Source organism: Burkholderia sp. KCJ3K979 (assembly GCF_016759955.1).
GTDB lineage: Bacteria > Pseudomonadota > Gammaproteobacteria > Burkholderiales > Burkholderiaceae > Burkholderia > Burkholderia orbicola.
Genome location: NZ_JACFYV010000144.1, coordinates 1 through 17641, shown reverse-complemented (window position 1 = coordinate 17641; position 17641 = coordinate 1). Strand labels below are relative to the sequence as shown.

Annotated in this window: 13 protein-coding genes; 12 read left to right on the top strand and 1 reads right to left on the bottom strand. The window is 66.3% G+C overall.

The features are described 5' to 3' along the window. The 9 genes from H3O04_RS24775 to ugpQ all read left to right on the top strand — a co-directional run. Positions 1–1334 (top strand): type IV pilus secretin PilQ (locus H3O04_RS24775; RefSeq protein ID WP_202588634.1); only part of this gene is annotated, 1334 nt, incomplete at its 5' end. 40 nt (positions 1335–1374) lie between these two features. After that, on the top strand, positions 1375–1929 hold the full coding sequence (locus H3O04_RS24770; RefSeq protein ID WP_027783320.1) for a shikimate kinase: 555 nt from the start codon (positions 1375–1377) through the stop codon (positions 1927–1929). Next, a complete protein-coding gene (gene aroB, locus H3O04_RS24765; RefSeq protein ID WP_074801561.1) occupies positions 1926–3005 on the top strand; it encodes a 3-dehydroquinate synthase in 1080 nt (359 codons plus the stop codon). Before H3O04_RS24770 ends, aroB begins: the two co-directional genes overlap by 4 nt. A gap of 41 nt (positions 3006–3046) precedes the next feature. Beyond that, on the top strand, positions 3047–4255 hold the full coding sequence (locus tag H3O04_RS24760; protein WP_202588633.1) for a deoxyguanosinetriphosphate triphosphohydrolase: 1209 nt from the start codon (positions 3047–3049) through the stop codon (positions 4253–4255). Between the two features lie 88 nt (positions 4256–4343). Further along, a complete protein-coding gene (gene ugpB, locus H3O04_RS24755; RefSeq protein WP_202588632.1) occupies positions 4344–5678 on the top strand; it encodes a sn-glycerol-3-phosphate ABC transporter substrate-binding protein UgpB in 1335 nt (444 codons plus the stop codon). A gap of 96 nt (positions 5679–5774) precedes the next feature. Further along, positions 5775–6659 (top strand): sn-glycerol-3-phosphate ABC transporter permease UgpA, encoded by an 885-nt coding sequence (gene ugpA / locus H3O04_RS24750; RefSeq protein ID WP_011546626.1) that lies wholly within the window; start codon positions 5775–5777, stop codon positions 6657–6659. Further along, on the top strand, positions 6656–7501 hold the full coding sequence (ugpE, locus tag H3O04_RS24745) for a sn-glycerol-3-phosphate ABC transporter permease UgpE (protein ID WP_027809244.1): 846 nt from the start codon (positions 6656–6658) through the stop codon (positions 7499–7501). The genes ugpA and ugpE overlap by 4 nt, the downstream gene beginning before the upstream one ends. A 30-nt stretch (positions 7502–7531) precedes the next feature. Continuing rightward, positions 7532–8617, top strand: a complete 1086-nt coding sequence (locus tag H3O04_RS24740; RefSeq protein ID WP_124478123.1) for a sn-glycerol-3-phosphate import ATP-binding protein UgpC — start codon at positions 7532–7534, stop codon at positions 8615–8617. A gap of 28 nt (positions 8618–8645) precedes the next feature. Further along, positions 8646–9416, top strand: coding sequence for a glycerophosphodiester phosphodiesterase (gene ugpQ, locus H3O04_RS24735; RefSeq protein WP_006477153.1), 771 nt, complete (start codon positions 8646–8648; stop codon positions 9414–9416). Between the two features lie 178 nt (positions 9417–9594). Here ugpQ and H3O04_RS24730 read toward each other — a convergent pair whose 3' ends face one another. Then, positions 9595–10326, bottom strand: coding sequence for an OmpW/AlkL family protein (locus H3O04_RS24730; protein WP_011546624.1), 732 nt, complete (start codon positions 10324–10326; stop codon positions 9595–9597). Positions 10327–10519: 193 nt separating this feature from the next. On the opposite strand from H3O04_RS24730, the gene H3O04_RS24725 reads away from it, so the two are divergent. The 3 genes from H3O04_RS24725 to H3O04_RS24715 all read left to right on the top strand — a co-directional run. Continuing rightward, entirely contained in the window at positions 10520–11233 is a 714-nt protein-coding gene (locus tag H3O04_RS24725) for a transposase (RefSeq protein ID WP_027783329.1), read from the top strand. Positions 11234–11521: 288 nt separating this feature from the next. Beyond that, positions 11522–16225: a glutamate synthase-related protein gene (locus tag H3O04_RS24720; RefSeq protein ID WP_124478122.1), complete on the top strand. Its 4704-nt coding sequence runs from the start codon at positions 11522–11524 to the stop codon at positions 16223–16225. A gap of 85 nt (positions 16226–16310) precedes the next feature. After that, the coding region (locus tag H3O04_RS24715; RefSeq protein ID WP_202588631.1) for a glutamate synthase subunit beta at positions 16311–17641 on the top strand (1331 nt) is incomplete at its 3' end.

Here is a 17641-nt window from a genome sequence, read left to right as displayed (position 1 = left end):
ACGCTGCGTCCCGGCAACCGGGCGATGCGGACGACGCGCGGCGGATCTCGCTGAATCTGCAGGGCGTCGGGCTCGCGGCCGCATTCGACGCGATCGCGCGGTTCACGGGGCTCAATATCGTCGTCGGCGAGCAGGTGCGCGGCACGGTGACGTTACGTCTGAATAATGTCCGCTGGCGCGAGGCGTTCGACACGCTGCTCGACACGCACGGGCTCGCGATGTCCCGGCGCGGCAACGTGATTTGGGTCACACCGGCAGCCGAGCTGGCTGCGCGCGAACGCGAGCGCTTCGAAATGCATGCGCGGGCCGCCGATCTGGAGCCGCTCGCGAGCCGTACGTTCGTGCTGCACTATCCCCGCGCGCAGGACGTGCAACGGCTGCTGGCCGGCGCGACCGGCCAGCGCCTGCTGTCGAAGCGCGGTGCTGCTGCGGCAGATCCCCGCACGAACCTGCTGTTCGTCACCGATCTCGCGCCGCGCATCACGCAGATCGCGGGCCTGATCGATGCGATCGACCGGCCGTCGCGGCAGGTCCGGATCGAGGCCCGCATCGTCGAAGGCGAGCAGGGTTTCTCGCGCAACCTCGGCGCCCGCGTCGCGCTGCGTGCGCAGGGGCGGCCGCCAGCGGCCGAAGGCGCGTCCTTCACGGCGAACGCACGCAACGCGCTCGACCTTGCCGCGCGGCCGCTCGGCGGGTTCGACGCGGCGACCGCCGGTTTCACGCTGTTCGCCGCGCCACTCAGCCGCGTACTCGACATCGAACTGAGCGCGCTCGAGGCGCAGGGACGGGGCCAGATCGTTTCGCGTCCGCGGGTGGTGACGGCCGATCGCGTCAAGGCCATCGTCGAACAGGGTTCCGAGCTGCCGTACCAGGCGAAGGTCGGCAACGGCATGAGCGGTGTGCAGTTCCGCCGCGCGACGCTCAAGCTCGAAGTCGAGCCGCAGATCACGCCGGACGGGCGTGTGGTGCTCGATCTCGACGTGACGAAGGACAGCGTCGGCGAGCCGACCGCGGCCGGCCCCGCCATCCATACGAAGCATGTGCAAACGCGCGTCGAGGTCGAGAATGGCGGGACGGTCGCGATCGGCGGCATCTATGAACAACTGAACCGGAACGATGTGACGCGGGTGCCGCTCTTGGGCAAAATACCGTTTCTGGGCGCGCTTTTCCGGCACCGCGCGCAGCGCGACCAGCGCAACGAACTGGTCGTTTTCATCACCCCGACCGTCGTCGATGCGCGTTGCGGCGCACCCGGCGCGGGCGACGCGGATGCCGAGGAAACGGGGCCGGAAGCCGCCGGCGCAGGCTCGACAAGGCAGCCGCTTTGCCAGTAAGCTGCGCCACACACCAGCAAGATTGAAGCAGAGGAAGCCGTTGCAAGCGCGGGACCCACATGCAAACGTATTTTTCGTCGGCCTTATGGGAGCGGGTAAGACCACCGTGGGCCGTGCGGTCGCGCGTCGTCTCGACAGGACGTTCTTCGACTCCGACCACGAAATCGAGGCCCGCACGGGCGCGCGCATTCCGGTGATCTTCGAGCTGGAGGGCGAGGCCGGGTTTCGCGATCGCGAAACACAGGTGATCGCCGATCTCGCGCAGCGCGAGAACATCGTGCTCGCGACGGGCGGCGGCGCGGTGCTGCGCCCGGAAAATCGCGACAGCCTGAAAACCAACGGCATCGTCGTCTACCTGCGCGCCAATCCGCACGATCTGTGGCTGCGCACGCGCAAGGACAAGAACCGCCCGCTGTTGCAGACGGAAGATCCGAAGGGGCGTCTCGAAGCGCTGTACGAAGTGCGCGACCCGCTGTACCGCGAATGCGCGGATTTCGTCATCGAGACCGGCCGTCCGTCGGTCAACGGTCTCGTCAACATGGTGCTGATGCAACTCGAACTGGCTGGCGTCATCGCCAAGCCGCTACAAGCATGATTACTGTCAACGTCGATCTGGGCGACCGCGCCTATCCGATTCATATTGGCGCTGGCCTGATCGGCCGCACCGAGCTGTTCGCGCCCCACATCAAGGGTTCGTCCGTCACGATCGTCACGAACACGACGGTCGATCCGCTCTACGGCGACGCGCTGCGCGCGGCGCTTGCGCCGCTCGGCAAGCGTGTGTCGACGGTCGTGCTGCCGGACGGCGAGGCGTACAAGAACTGGGAAACGCTGAACCTGATCTTCGACGGCCTGCTGACGGATCACGCCGATCGCAAGACGACGCTCGTCGCGCTCGGCGGCGGCGTGGTCGGCGACATGACCGGCTTTGCCGCCGCGTGCTACATGCGCGGCGTGCCGTTCATCCAGGTACCGACGACGCTGCTGTCGCAGGTCGATTCGTCGGTCGGCGGCAAGACGGGCATCAACCACCCGCTCGGCAAGAACATGATCGGCGCGTTCTACCAGCCGCAGGCCGTGATCGCGGACATCGGCGCGTTGACGACGCTGCCCGATCGCGAGCTGGCGGCGGGCGTGGCCGAAGTCATCAAGACGGGCGCGATCGCCGATGCCGGGTTCTTCGACTGGATCGAGGCGAACGTCGAGGCGCTGAACCGTCGCGAGCCCGCAGCGCTCGCGTACGCGGTGAAGCGTTCGTGCGAGATCAAGGCGAGCGTCGTCGCGGCCGACGAACGCGAAGGCGGCCTGCGCGCGATCCTGAACTTCGGCCACACGTTCGGCCATGCGATCGAGGCCGGGCTCGGCTATGGCGAATGGCTGCACGGCGAGGCGGTCGGCTGCGGGATGGTGATGGCGGGCGACCTGTCGGTGCGGCTCGGCCTCCTCGATGAAGCGTCGCGGCAACGCCTCGATGCGGTGATCGCGGCCGCGCATCTGCCGACCCGCGGGCCCGCGCTCGGCGACGCGCGCTACATGGACCTGATGCGCGTCGACAAGAAGGCCGAGGCCGGCGCGATCAAGTTCATCCTGCTGAAGCGATTCGGCGATACGCTGATCACGCAGGCGCCGGACGAAGCGGTATTCGCTACACTGGCGCAGACGACGCGCTAACGGCGGCCCGGATTCGCCGGCGCCCCTGACATGGAGGAGACGTGAGCGAGACATCCAGCAGCACACTGCCCGAAGCCAGCCGCGCATCCGCTGCGCCGGTGGCCGAGCCGCCGACGCTGGCGGCGCTGGAAGCCCATCTCGCTCCGTATGCCGCGCACGCGTCGCAGTCTCGCGGCCGCCGCCATCCTGAAACGCCGCCGGCGGCGCGCACCGAGTTCCAGCGCGATCGCGACCGCATCGTCCATTCGACCGCGTTTCGCCGGCTCGAATACAAGACACAGGTCTTCGTCAATCACGAAGGCGACCTGTTCCGCACCCGCCTCACGCACAGCCTCGAAGTCGCGCAGATCGCGCGCTCGGTCGCACGCAACCTGCGCCTGAACGAGGACCTCGTCGAAGCGATCTCGCTCGCGCACGATCTCGGCCATACGCCGTTCGGCCATGCCGGGCAGGACGCGCTGAATGCGTGCATGCGCGAGCACGGCGGCTTCGAGCACAACCTGCAGAGCCTCGCGGTGGTCGACGAGCTCGAGGAGCACTACGGCGCGTTCAACGGGCTGAACCTGTGTTTCGAGACGCGCGAAGGCATCCTGAAGCACTGCTCGCGCGAGAATGCGCGCAAGCTCGGCGCGCTCGGCGAGCGCTTTCTGCTGGGTCGCCAGCCGTCGCTCGAAGCGCAGCTCGCGAACATCGCCGATGAAATCGCCTACAACAACCACGACGTCGACGACGGCCTGCGCTCCGGCCTGATCACGATCGAGCAGCTCGCCGAAGTCGAGCTGTGGCAGCGCCACTACGAAGCGGCACTCGCCGAATTCCCGCACCTCGAAGGCCGCCGGCTCGTGCACGAGACGGTGCGCCGCATCATCAACACGCTGATCGTCGACCTGATCGACGAGACGACGCGCAATCTCGCCCGCGTCGCGCCCGCGTCGCTCGACGACGTGCGCGCCGCGCCGCCGCTCGTCGCGCACAGCCCCGAGGTCGCCGCGCAGGCGGCGGCCCTCAAGCGCTTCCTCTTCAAGAACCTGTATCGCCACTACAAGGTGATGCGCATGGCGAGCAAGGCGCAACGCGTCGTCACCGGGTTGTTCGACGCGTTCATCGACGATCCGCGCCTGCTGCCGCCGCCGTACCAGTCCGACGACACGGCGCAGCAGCCGCGTCTCGTCGCGCACTATATCGCCGGCATGACCGACCGCTTCGCGCTGAAGGAATATCAGCGCCTGTTCGTCATCAACGACAACTGACTGTCACAAACGATCACTAGACTTCGCCGGTTCAATGGCGACGGGAATGTTGCACACGCTGTTGGTAACGTTTTCATAGGAGAGGTCGATGAAGAAGAAGCCTGCGGGGACACTGGTTCGTTCGATCGCGCTCGGCGGCGCGCTGATGTTCGGGGTACAGCGCGTGGCGCTCGCCGCGACGGAAATCCAGTTCTGGCATGCGATGGAGGCCGCGCTCGGCGAGCGGGTCAATGCGATCGCCGATCAGTTCAACGCGTCGCAAAGCGATTACAAGATCGTGCCGGTCTTCAAGGGCACCTACGACCAGGCGCTCGCGGCCGGCATCGCGGCCTATCGCAGCGGCAACGCGCCGGCGATCCTCCAGGTCTATGAAGTCGGCACGGCGACGATGATGCAGGCGAAGAAGGCGGTCGTGCCGGTCTACGACGTGTTCAAGCAGGCCGGCGTGACGCTCGACGAGAAGGCGTTCGTGCCGACCATTGCGAGCTACTACAGCGACGCGAAGACGGGCCACCTCGTGTCGATGCCGTTCAACAGCTCGACGCCGGTGCTGTACTACAACAAGGACGCGTTCAAGAAGGCGGGCCTCGATCCGAACCAGCCGCCCAAGACGTGGGCCGACGTGAAAGCGGATGCCGAGAAGCTGCGCAAGTCGGGGATGGCGTGCGGCTTCACGACCGGCTGGCAAGGCTGGATCCAGCTCGAAAACTACAGCGCGTGGCACGGGCTGCCGTTCGCGAGCCGCAACAACGGCTTCGACGGCACCGACGCCGTGCTCGAGTTCAACAAGCCGCAGCAGATCGAACACATCTCCTTCCTCCAGCAGATGGCGAAGGACGGCACGTTCACGTACGCGGGCCGCAAGGACGAAGCGTCGGCGAAGTTCTACAGCGGCGACTGCGGGATCCTCACGACGTCGTCGGGCGCGCTCGCGAACGTGCAGAAATTCGCGAAGTTCAGCTACGGCACGGGCATGCTGCCGTACGACGCGAACGTGAAGGGCGCGCCGCAGAACGCGATCATCGGCGGCGCGAGCCTGTGGGTGCTGGCCGGCAAGGACCCGGCGACCTACAAGGGCGTCGCGAAATTCCTCTCTTACCTGGCCTCGCCCGCGGTCGCCGCGAAGTGGCACCAGGACACCGGCTACCTGCCGGTCACGACCGCCGCGTACGATCTGACGCGTCAGCAGGGCTTCTACGCGAAGAACCCGAGCGCCGAAACCGCGATCAAGCAGATGCTGAACAAGCCGCCGCTGCCGTACACGAAGGGGCTGCGCCTGGGCAACATGCCGCAGATTCGCACGGTGGTCGACGAGGAGTTCGAACAGGTCTGGGCGCAGAAGAAGTCGCCGAAGGACGCGCTCGATTCGGCTGCGTCGCGCGGCGACGAGTTGCTGCGCCGCTTCGAGAAGTCGGGCGGCTGAGCACGCATCGCTTCGTGCCGCCGGCGGTATCGCGCGTCAGCGCATGCCGTCCGGCGGCGCGGTTTCCCTTCCGTTTCGCCTGACCGGATATCCGCGATGCAATCCCGTTCCCGTTTCGGTACGAGCCCGGTGCCGTACCTGCTGATCGCGCCGCAGCTCGCGATCACCGCCGTGTTCTTCCTGTGGCCGGCCGGCGTCGCGCTGTGGCAGTCCACGCAGACGCAGGACGCGTTCGGCACGTCGAGCGAGTTCGTCGGCCTCGCGAACTTCACGCACCTGTTCGCCGATCCGCTGTATCTCGATTCGATGCGCACGACGCTCGTGTTCAGTTCGCTGGTCACGGTGAGCGGGCTCGTCGTGTCGCTGCTGCTCGCCGCGTGCGCCGACCGCGTGATCCGCGGCGCGCGCGTGTACCGCACGCTGCTGATCTGGCCGTACGCGGTCGCACCGACGATCGCGGCCGTGCTGTGGGCATTCCTGTTCAACCCGAGCATCGGCCTGATCACATATGCGCTCGCGAAGGGCGGCATCGTGTGGAACCATGCGCTGAACGGCGAGCAGGCGATGTTCCTCGTCGTGCTGGCGTCGGTGTGGAAGCAGGTGAGCTACAACTTCCTGTTCTTCTACGCGGGGCTGCAGGCGATTCCGCGCTCGCTGATCGAGGCGGCGGCGATCGACGGTGCGGGGCCGGTGCGGCGCTTCTTCAACATCGTGCTGCCGCTGCTGTCGCCGACGAGTTTCTTCCTGCTGGTCGTGAACCTCGTCTACGCATTCTTCGACACCTTCCCGGTGATCGACGCGGCCACCGGCGGCGGCCCGGCGCAGAGCACCAGGACGCTGATCTACAAGATCTTCGCGGAGGGCTTCCAGGGGCTCGACATCGGCAGCTCGGGCGCGCAGTCGGTCGTGCTGATGATCATCGTCGTCGCGCTCACGGTGATCCAGTTCCGCTTCGTCGAACGCAGGGTGCAATACGCATGATCGAAAATCGCAAGGGCTTCGACCTGTTCTGCCACGCGGTGCTGATCGCGGGCGTGGTGCTGATCGTGTTCCCTGTCTATGTCGCGTTCTGCGCGGCGACGATGAACGCGCAGGAAGTGTTGACGGTGCCGCTGTCGCTCGTGCCGAGCACGCACCTGTTCGAGAACGTCGCGTACATCTGGGGGCACGGCAGCGGCGGCACGACGGCGCCGTTCGGCCGCCTGCTCGTGAACAGCTTCGCGATGGCGCTCGGGATCGCGGTCGGCAAGATCGCGGTGTCGATCCTGTCCGCATACGCGATCGTCTATTTCCGCTTCCCGTTTCGCAACACGGCGTTCTGGCTGATCTTCATCACGCTGATGCTGCCGGTGGAAGTGCGGATCTTCCCGACCGTGCAGGTCGTGTCGACGCTGCACCTGACGAACACCTACGCCGGGCTCTCGCTGCCGCTGATCGCGTCGGCCACCGCGACGTTCCTGTTCCGCCAGTTCTTCATGACACTGCCCGACGAACTGATGGATGCCGCGCGCATCGACGGCGCGGGGCCGCTGCGTTTCTTCTGGGACGTCGTGCTGCCGCTGTCGAAGACCAGCATCGCCGCGCTGTTCGTGATCACCTTCATCTACGGCTGGAACCAGTATCTGTGGCCGATCCTGATCACGACGGAAGCGTCGCTGTCGACGGCGGTGGTGGGTATCAAGACGATGATCGCGAGCGGCGACGCCGCGACCGAATGGCAATACGTGATGGCGGCGACGCTGCTGGCGATGATTCCGCCGCTCGTCGTCGTGCTGGCGATGCAGCGCTGGTTCGTGCGCGGCCTCGTCGATTCCGAAAAATAACCCCCACGGTAACCGGGAGAAGGACCAGGTATGGCTGCGCTGAGCTTGAAGGGCGTCAGGAAATCCTACGACGGCAAGCAGCACGTGCTGCATGGCATCGACGTGGAGATCGCCGACGGCGAATTCATCGTGCTGGTCGGCCCGTCGGGCTGCGGCAAGTCGACGTTGCTGCGGATGATCGCGGGGCTCGAGAGCGTGACGGACGGCGAGATCGCGATCGGCGACCGGGTCGTCAACACGCTGGAGCCGAAGGATCGCGACATCGCGATGGTGTTCCAGAACTATGCGCTGTACCCGCACATGACGGTCGCGCAGAACATGGGTTACGGGCTGAAGATCCGCGGGATCGAGCGCGCGACGATCGATTCAAGGGTGGCCGCGGCCGCGAAGATCCTCGAGCTCGAGCCGCTGCTCGCGCGGCGGCCGCGTGAACTGTCGGGCGGGCAGCGGCAGCGCGTCGCGATGGGGCGCGCGATCGTGCGCGAGCCGTCGGTGTTCCTGTTCGACGAACCGCTGTCGAACCTCGACGCGAAGCTGCGCGTGCAGATGCGGCTCGAGATCCAGCGGCTGCATGCGCGGCTCGCGACGACCAGCGTGTACGTGACGCACGACCAGATCGAAGCGATGACGCTCGCGCAGCGGGTGATCGTGATGAATCGCGGCTACGCGGAGCAGATCGGTGCGCCGGTCGACGTGTACGAGAAGCCGGCGACGGTGTTCGTCGCGGGCTTCATCGGCTCGCCGGCGATGAACCTGATGCACGGCCGGCTGTCGGAAGACGGCGCGAGCTTCACGGTCGCGGGCGGCGGCCCCGCGCTGCCGGTGGCCGGCGCGCCGGGCATCGGCAGCGAGATCGCCACCGGGCGCGACTGGGTGCTCGGCGTGCGTCCCGAACACATGACGCCGCAGCCGGGCGTCGCGCAGGCGACGCTGCCGGTCGATTCGTGCGAGCTGCTCGGCGCGGACAATCTCGCGCACGGCCGCTGGGGCGATCACGACATCGCGGTGCGCCTGCCGCACGCGGACCGCCCCGCGCGCGGCACGGCGCTGGCGGCCGCGCTGCCCGCGCACCGGCTGCATTTCTTCGATCCTGAATCCGGCAAGCGCGCCGGCTGAAACCGCTGCATTCGCCGAGAGACCGACGATGATCACCCGTATCGACTGGCCCTATCCGCGTGTCGTCGCCCATCGCGGCGGCGGCACGCTCGCACCGGAGAACACGCTGGCCGCGCTCGACGAGGGCGCGCGGCGCGGGCACCGGATGGTCGAATTCGACGCGAAACTGTCGGCCGACGACGTGACGTTCCTGCTGCACGACGACACGGTCGACCGGACCTCGAACGGCCACGGAGCGGCGGCGGGCATGCGTTATGCGGCGCTGGCCGCGCTCGACGCGGGCGCGTGGCGCGATGCGCGCTTCGCGGGCGAACGGATGCCGACGCTCGAGGCGGCGGCGGCGCGCTGCCTCGCGCACGGGCTGGCCGCGAACGTCGAGATCAAGCCGTGCCCGGGGCGCGAGCGCGAAACCGGGCAGCGCGTGGCGGCCGACGCGGCCGCGTACTGGCGCGATGCCGCTGTTGCGCCGTTGCTGTCGTCGTTCTCGTTCGAGGCGCTGCAACAGGCGCGTGCGACGGTGCCGGCGCTGCCGCGCGGGATGCTCTACGAAGTCGTGCCGGACGACTGGCATGCGCAGGTCATCGATGCACTCGACTGCGTATCGTTGCATGCGGACCACACTCGGCTCGACGAATCGCTGGTGCGCGCGATCAAGGCGGCCGGGTTGCGCATCCTGGTTTACACGGTGAACGACCTCGAACGGGCACGCGAACTCGCACGCTGGGGCGTCGATGCCGTCTGCACGGACCGCATCGACCTGATCGCGCCCGATGCGCTGGACGACATCGACGTCGTCTAGCGGCGATGGCCGCGTCCGCGTCCGGTAAAAAACCGTCGCCCGGACCGTGCCTGACGCGAAAAAACGACGCCCCGGCGCGCTGAGCGCCGGGGCGTTTTGCATCGTGGAGACGTTACGCCAGGAAAAATCCGCTACAAATTGCAGCAGGATTAACCATTCCCCAAATATTCGACTACGCTTAGAAGCGGTAGCCGAGGTTGAGGTACGTGACGATCGGGTTCAGCGAGATGTGGGCCTTCGACGTTTCCGTCAGCGTCCCGACCGGCGTCCGGCGGGCCGTCGTGAACGTCGCGGTCACGCTGACCGGGATGTACGACAGCGACAGGCCTGCGAACCAGTGTTTCGTGAAGTTGTACGTGAAGCCGGCGTTGAGCACGGGCGCCCACTGGTTGCTGGTCGTCGCGCTGGTCGGGCCGCCGAGCACGCCGTTCTCGAACGCGCTGTTGGTGATCTTGGCGCCGGTGAACCAGACGTACGTCGCGCCGACGCCGACATACGGACGGAACTTCGCATTGGCGTCGTTGAAGTGGTAGCGAAGCAGGACGGCAGGGCTCCACTGGTATGCACGGCCGAGTACGCCGAATCTGTCGAACTGACCCTTGCCGGTGATGTCGAACTTCGGCGGGATCCCCATCACGAGCTCGGTGGAGATATGGTCGGTGACGAAGTAGCCTGCTGCGAGCCCCAGCGTGTCGGCGTCATTGATGCCGGCGCCGGTGTTGGGAATCGATTGGTTGATGGGCGTGCCGCCTACGCGGTAGACGAACAGCGGGTCACTGCTGTCCTGCGGCGAAAGGTGCAGCCAGCCGGTGCTGACGTAGAAATCACCTGCGGATTGTGCATGTGCCGTACCGCCCGCGAACGTGAATGCGAGCGCTGCGGCCCCCGTAATGGCCAGTTTTCGTTTCATTGTGTCTCCTCCGATCAAAGGCGTGCTCATTATGACGACTGCGTTTAAAACCAAACAAGCTCGTAAGTTAGAGTTTTCTCCCTAGGATTCGCACGACCGTACGCTTACGCGCGCCGCAGGGACAGGCATTCTACGCAGGTGCGCACTTTCGGACCTCCGGGTATTTCCTAACGCGTTCAAACGGACATTCAGCATGGCACGGTTAGCACGACTCTACGTTCCCGACCAGCCGCAGCACGTGATACTGCGCGGCCTGGATCAGCAACCCGCGTTCGTCGACGACCAGGACTACGAACTCTTCATCGATTGCCTGAAGGCCGCCGCACGCGATCATCACCTGTCGGTGCATGCCTACGTGCTGCTGCCGCGCCAGGTGCAACTGCTTGTGACGCCCAGCGACGAGGCCAGCTTGCCGAAGGCGATGCAGGCCGTCGGCCGTCGCTACGTCGCGCATTTCAACCGGCGCTATTCGCGCCGCGGCACGCTGTGGGAAGGCCGCTATCGCGCGACGGTGATCGAAGGCGAGCGCTATTTCCTGCTCGCGAGCCGCGTGGTCGAGATGAGCCCGGTGCGTTCGCAGCTCGTCGCGACGCCCGAGGCCTATCGCTGGTCCAGCTACCGGCATCACGTCGGGCTCACCGTCGACAGCCTGATCACCGACCATCCGCTCTACTGGGCGCTCGGCAACACGCCGTTCGACCGCCAGCGTGCGTACAAGGAGCTGTGCGAGCAGCCGCTCGACGAGCGGCAGGCCGACCAGCTGCAGCAGGCGACGCTGAAGGGCTGGGTGCTCGGCGGCGAGAATTACCGCGAGTGGGCGGCGCGCACCGCGAACCGGCGCGTCTCGCCGCTGCCGCGCGGACGCCCCAGAAAGGTGCGCGAAAACACGCCGCCGATCCAGCAGTAACACCCGAAAGGCGGGCCAGAAGCGGCGCTGCGGGCGTCGCTTCTTTTTGCACCAAAATGATACGCCCCCAATAAAACAGCACCAGATCAAGGAATCTGATTAATTGGGGTTCGATCATGCGGTTTTTGTTGCTATTCCCTTGATTCGTCGCGTATATTCCGAATTCCGGTGGCCCGGGCGAAGCCTGCCCAACCACTGTCGGCCGCGCCGTCTCCCGTCGGGAGCGGGCTCGACGGCAACAAGAAAACGGTTCAACGGCCTCCAGGCCCCCTTTACGACGGTGTCCCCATGAACGACCACCAGCAGCCGCTCGCCGCGGTGCCCGCCGCACAAGGTCTGTACGACCCGCAAAACGAACACGACGCCTGCGGCGTCGGCTTCGTCGCTCACATCAAGGGCAAGAAGAGCCACGAGATCATTCAGCAAGGCCTGAAGATCCTCGAGAACCTCGATCACCGCGGCGCGGTCGGCGCCGATCCGCTGATGGGCGACGGCGCGGGCATCCTGATCCAGATTCCGGACGCGTTCTATCGCGAGGAAATGGCGAAGCAGGGCGTGGACCTGCCGCCGGCCGGCGAGTACGGGGTAGGGATGATCTTCCTGCCGAAGGAAAACGCATCGCGTCTCGCCTGCGAGCAGGAGCTCGAGCGTACGGTGAAGGCCGAAGGCCAGGTCGTGCTGGGCTGGCGCGACGTGCCGGTCGACCATGCGATGCCGATCTCGCCGACGGTCAAGGCGAGCGAGCCGCTGATCCGCCAGATCTTCATCGGCCGCGGCAAGGACATCATGGTGACGGACGCGCTCGAGCGGAAGCTGTACGTGATCCGCAAGACGGCGAGCCACCGCATCCAGGCGCTGAAGCTCAAGCACGGCAAGGAATACTTCGTGCCGTCGATGTCGGCGCGCACGATCGTCTACAAGGGGCTGCTGCTGGCGGGCCAGGTCGGCGTGTACTACCGCGACCTGCAGGACCCGCGCGTCGTGTCGGCGCTCGCGCTCGTGCACCAGCGCTTCTCGACCAACACGTTCCCGGCGTGGGAGCTGGCTCACCCGTACCGGATGATCGCGCACAACGGCGAGATCAACACCGTGAAGGGCAACGTGAACTGGCTGAACGCGCGTACCGGCGCGATCGCATCGCACGTCCTCGCCGACGACCTGCCGAAGCTGTGGCCGCTGATCTATCCGGGCCAGTCGGATACCGCATCGTTCGACAACTGTCTCGAACTGCTGGTGATGGCCGGCTACCCGCTCGTGCACGCGGTGATGATGATGATCCCGGAAGCGTGGGAACAGCACACGCTGATGGACGAGAACCGCCGCGCGTTCTACGAATACCACGCCGCGATGATGGAACCGTGGGACGGCCCGGCCGCGATCGCGTTCACCGACGGCCGCCAGATCGGCGCGACGCTCGACCGTAACGGCCTGCGTCCGGCGCGCTACATCGTGACCGACGACGACCTCGTCATCATGGCGTCGGAAGCCGGCACGCTGCCGATCCCCGAATCGAAGATCGTCAAGAAGTGGCGTCTGCAGCCGGGCAAGATGTTCCTGATCGACATGGAACACGGCCGCATCATCGACGACAAGGAACTGAAGGACAACCTCGCGAACGCGAAGCCGTACAAGAGCTGGATCGACGCGGTGCGCATCAAGCTCGACGAGATCGAGCCGAAGGCCGAGGAAGTCGCGGCCGGCCGCACGCAGGGCGCCGCGCTGCTCGACCGCCAGCAGGCGTTCGGCTACACGCAGGAAGACCTGAAGTTCCTGATGGCGCCGATGGCGCAGCAGGGCGAGGAAGCCGTCGGTTCGATGGGCAACGACTCGCCGCTCGCGGTGATGTCGAACAAGAACAAGACGCTCTATCACTACTTCAAGCAGCTGTTCGCGCAGGTCACGAACCCGCCGATCGACCCGATCCGCGAAAACATGGTGATGTCGCTCGTGTCGTTCATCGGCCCGAAGCCGAACCTGCTCGACACGAACAACATCAACCCGCCGATGCGGCTCGAAGTGTCGCAGCCGGTGCTCGACTTCAAGGACATCGCGAAGATCCGCGCGATCGACCAGTACACGGGCGGCAAGTTCAGCGCGTACGAACTGAACATCTGCTACCCGGTCGCGTGGGGCAAGGAAGGCATCGAGGCGCGCCTCGCGTCGCTGTGCGCGGAAGCCGTCGACGCGGTGAAGTCGGGCTACAACATGCTGATCGTGTCGGACCGCAAGACCGACGCCGAGCACGTCGCGATTCCCGCGCTGCTCGCCACGTCGGCGATCCACACGCACCTCGTCCAGCAAGGGCTGCGCACGAGCACGGGCCTCGTCGTCGAGACGGGCTCCGCGCGTGAAACGCATCACTTCGCGCTGCTCGCGGGCTACGGCGCGGAAGCCGTGCACCCGTACCTCGCAATGGAAACGCTCGCGAAGATGGCCGAAGGCCTGCCGGGCGACCTGTCGCCGGAGAAGGCCGTCTACAACTTCACGAAGGCGGTCGGCAAGGGCCTGCAGAAGGTGATGTCGAAGATGGGCATCTCGACGTACATGTCGTACACGGGCGCGCAGATCTTCGAAGCGCTCGGCCTGTCGAGCGACCTCGTCGAGAAGTACTTCAAGGGCACGGCATCGAAGGTCGGCGGCATCGGCCTGTTCGAAGTCGCGGAAGAAGCGATTCGTCTGCACCGCGATGCGTTCGGCGACAGCCCGATCCTGCGCGACATGCTCGACGCGGGCGGCGAGTACGCGTACCGCGTGCGCGGCGAAGACCACATGTGGACGCCGGATTCGATCGCGAAGCTGCAGCACGCGACGCGCAGCAACTCGTACCAGACGTACAAGGAATACGCGCACCTGATCAACGACCAGACCAAGCGTCACATGACGTTCCGCGGCCTGTTCGAGTTCAAGGTCGAGCCGACCAAGGCGATCCCGATCGACGACGTCGAGCCGGCGAAGGAGATCGTCAAGCGCTTCGCGACCGGCGCGATGTCGCTCGGTTCGATCAGCACCGAAGCGCACGCGACGCTCGCGGTCGCGATGAACCGGATCGGCGGCAAGTCCAACACCGGCGAAGGCGGCGAGGACCAGAAGCGCTATCGCAACGAACTGCGCGGCATTCCGATCAAGGCGGGCGAGACGCTGAAGTCGGTGATCGGCGACGAGATCGTCAGCGACATTCCGCTGAAGGACGGCGATTCGCTGCGCTCGAAGATCAAGCAGGTCGCGTCGGGCCGCTTCGGCGTCACCGCCGAGTACCTGGCGTCGGCCGACCAGATCCAGATCAAGATGGCGCAGGGCGCGAAGCCGGGCGAAGGCGGCCAGCTGCCGGGCCACAAGGTGTCGGAATACATCGGCAAGCTGCGTTACTCGGTGCCGGGCGTCGGCCTGATCTCGCCGCCGCCGCACCACGACATCTACTCGATCGAGGATCTGGCGCAGCTGATCCACGACCTGAAGAACGTGAACCCGAGCGCGAGCATCTCCGTGAAGCTCGTGTCGGAAGTGGGCGTGGGCACGGTTGCGGCCGGTGTCGCGAAGGCGAAGGCCGATCACGTCGTGATCGCCGGCCATGACGGCGGCACGGGCGCGTCGCCGCTGTCGTCGGTCAAGCATGCGGGCACGCCGTGGGAGCTCGGCCTCGCCGAAACGCAGCAGACGCTGGTGCTGAACCGCCTGCGCGGCCGCATCCGCGTGCAGGCCGACGGCCAGATGAAGACGGGCCGCGACGTCGTGATCGGCGCGCTGCTCGGCGCGGACGAATTCGGCTTCGCGACGGCGCCGCTCGTCGTCGAGGGCTGCATCATGATGCGCAAGTGCCACCTGAACACGTGCCCGGTCGGTGTCGCGACGCAGGACCCGGTGCTGCGTGCGAAGTTCAAGGGCCAGCCCGAGCACGTCGTGAACTACTTCTTCTTCGTCGCCGAGGAAGTGCGCGAGATCATGGCGCAGCTCGGCGTCGCGAAGTTCGACGACCTGATCGGCCGCGCCGACTTGCTCGATACGCGCAAGGGCATCGAGCACTGGAAGGCGAAGGGCCTCGACTTCTCGCGCGTGTTCTACCAGCCGGAAGAGTGCGAGGACGTCGCGCCGCGCCACGTCGACGTGCAGGATCACGGCCTCGAGCGCGCGCTCGACCACGTGCTGATCGAGAAGGCCAAGGCCGCGATCGAGAACGGCGAGCATGTGTCGTTCATCCAGCCGGTGCGCAACGTGAACCGGACGGTCGGCGCGATGCTGTCGGGCGTGATCGCGAAGAAGCACGGCCACGACGGCCTGGCCGACGACGCGGTGCACATCCAGCTGAAGGGCACGGCCGGCCAGAGCTTCGGCGCGTTCCTCGCGAAGGGCGTGACGCTCGACCTCGTCGGCGACGGCAACGACTACGTCGGCAAGGGCCTGTCGGGCGGCCGGATCATTATCCGTCCGACCAACGACTTTCGCGGCAAGTCCGAGGAAAACATCATCTGCGGCAACACGGTGATGTACGGCGCGATCGAAGGCGAAGCGTTCTTCCGCGGCGTCGCGGGCGAGCGCTTCTGCGTGCGCAACTCGGGCGCGACGGCGGTCGTCGAAGGCACGGGCGACCACGGCTGCGAATACATGACGGGCGGTACGGTCGTCGTGCTCGGCGAGACGGGGCGCAACTTCGCGGCCGGCATGTCGGGCGGCCTCGCGTACATCTACGATCCGGAAGGCACGTTCGCGGCGAAGTGCAACAAGTCGATGGTCGCGCTCGAGCCGGTGCTGCAGCAGGCCGAGCAGGAACGCACGGTCGACCGCGCGCTCTGGCACGAAGGCACGACGGACGAAGCGCTGCTCAAGGGGCTCGTCGAGCGTCATTTCCAGTTCACGGGTTCGCCGCGCGCGAAGTCGCTGCTGGAAAACTGGGACGCGGCGCGCCGCCAGTTCGTGAAGGTGTTCCCGCACGAATACAAGCGCGCGCTGGGCGAGATCGGTGCGAAGAAGGCGGCGAAGGAAGTGCTGGCCGCCTGAGCGACGAACGACATAGCGAATGCCGCGCGCGCCTGACGGCCGCGCGTGGCTCCCCCACCCGATACACCGAACAGAAGAGCACCTTATGGGCAAGGCAACCGGTTTTCTGGAGTTCGAACGCCGCCACGAGGCGTACGAAGCACCGCTCACGCGCGTGAAGCACTACAAGGAATTCGTCGCGGCACTGACCGACGCGGACGCGAAGATCCAGGGCGCGCGCTGCATGGATTGCGGCATCCCGTTCTGCAACAACGGCTGCCCGGTCAACAACATCATCCCGGACTTCAACGATCTCGTTTACCGCCAGGACTGGCAGCAGGCGATCGAAGTCCTGCACTCGACCAACAACTTCCCGGAATTCACGGGCCGCATCTGCCCGGCGCCGTGCGAAGCGGCGTGCACGCTCGGGATCAACGACGACCCGGTCGGCATCAAGTCGATCGAGCACGCGATCATCGACAAGGCTTGGGGCGAAGGTTGGGTCAAGCCGCTGCCGGCCGAACACAAGACGGGCAAGAAGGTCGCGGTCGTCGGTTCGGGCCCCGCGGGCCTCGCCGCCGCGCAGCAGCTCGCGCGCGCGGGCCACGACGTGACGGTGTTCGAGAAGAACGACCGCATCGGCGGCCTGCTGCGTTACGGGATTCCCGACTTCAAGCTCGAGAAGTGGCTGATCGATCGCCGCATGCGCCAGATGGAAGCGGAAGGCGTGACGTTCCGCACCAGCGTGTTCATCGGCAAGGACCCGCTGCCCGAGTCGATCGGCAGCCTCGCGAAGGAAACCATTTCGCCGGACACGCTGAAGGAAGAATTCGACGCGGTCGTGATCGCCGGCGGTTCGGAAACGCCGCGCGACCTGCCGGTGCCGGGCCGCGAGCTCGCGGGCGTCCATTTCGCGATGGACTTCCTGCCGCAGCAGAACCGCGTGAACGCGGGCGACAAGCTGGCCGACCAGCTGCTCGCGAAGGGCAAGCACGTGATCGTGATCGGTGGCGGCGATACGGGTTCGGACTGCGTCGGCACGTCGAACCGTCACGGCGCGAAGCACGTCACGCAGTTCGAGCTGCTGCCGCAGCCGCCGGAAGAGGAAAACAAGCCGCTCGTGTGGCCGTACTGGCCGATCAAGCTGCGCACGTCGTCGTCGCACGATGAAGGCTGCGAGCGTGACTGGGCGGTCGCGACGAAGCGTCTCGAAGGCAAGAACGGCAAGGTCGAGAAGCTGATCGCGGTGCGCGTCGAGTGGAAGGACGGCAAGATGCAGGAAGTGCCGGGTTCCGAGTTCGAGATGAAGGCCGATCTCGTGCTGCTCGCGATGGGCTTCACGCAGCCGGCCGCGCCGGTGCTCGACGCGTTCGGCGTCGCGAAGGATGCGCGCGGCAATGCGCGTGCGGCGACCGAAGGCGATCGTTCGTACTACAC

What these genes read in the sequence shown, in the direction of transcription:
- aroB (WP_074801561.1), top strand. Translation starts at nt 1,926, where the DNA reads ATGATTACTGTCAACGTCGATCTGGGCGACCGCGCCTATCCGATTCAT.
- ugpB (WP_202588632.1), top strand. Translation starts at nt 4,344, where the DNA reads ATGAAGAAGAAGCCTGCGGGGACACTGGTTCGTTCGATCGCGCTCGGC.
- ugpA (WP_011546626.1), top strand. Translation starts at nt 5,775, where the DNA reads ATGCAATCCCGTTCCCGTTTCGGTACGAGCCCGGTGCCGTACCTGCTG.
- ugpE (WP_027809244.1), top strand. Translation starts at nt 6,656, where the DNA reads ATGATCGAAAATCGCAAGGGCTTCGACCTGTTCTGCCACGCGGTGCTG.
- H3O04_RS24740 (WP_124478123.1), top strand. Translation starts at nt 7,532, where the DNA reads ATGGCTGCGCTGAGCTTGAAGGGCGTCAGGAAATCCTACGACGGCAAG.
- ugpQ (WP_006477153.1), top strand. Translation starts at nt 8,646, where the DNA reads ATGATCACCCGTATCGACTGGCCCTATCCGCGTGTCGTCGCCCATCGC.
- H3O04_RS24730 (WP_011546624.1), bottom strand. Translation starts at nt 10,326, where the DNA reads ATGAAACGAAAACTGGCCATTACGGGGGCCGCAGCGCTCGCATTCACG.
- H3O04_RS24725 (WP_027783329.1), top strand. Translation starts at nt 10,520, where the DNA reads ATGGCACGGTTAGCACGACTCTACGTTCCCGACCAGCCGCAGCACGTG.
- H3O04_RS24720 (WP_124478122.1), top strand. Translation starts at nt 11,522, where the DNA reads ATGAACGACCACCAGCAGCCGCTCGCCGCGGTGCCCGCCGCACAAGGT.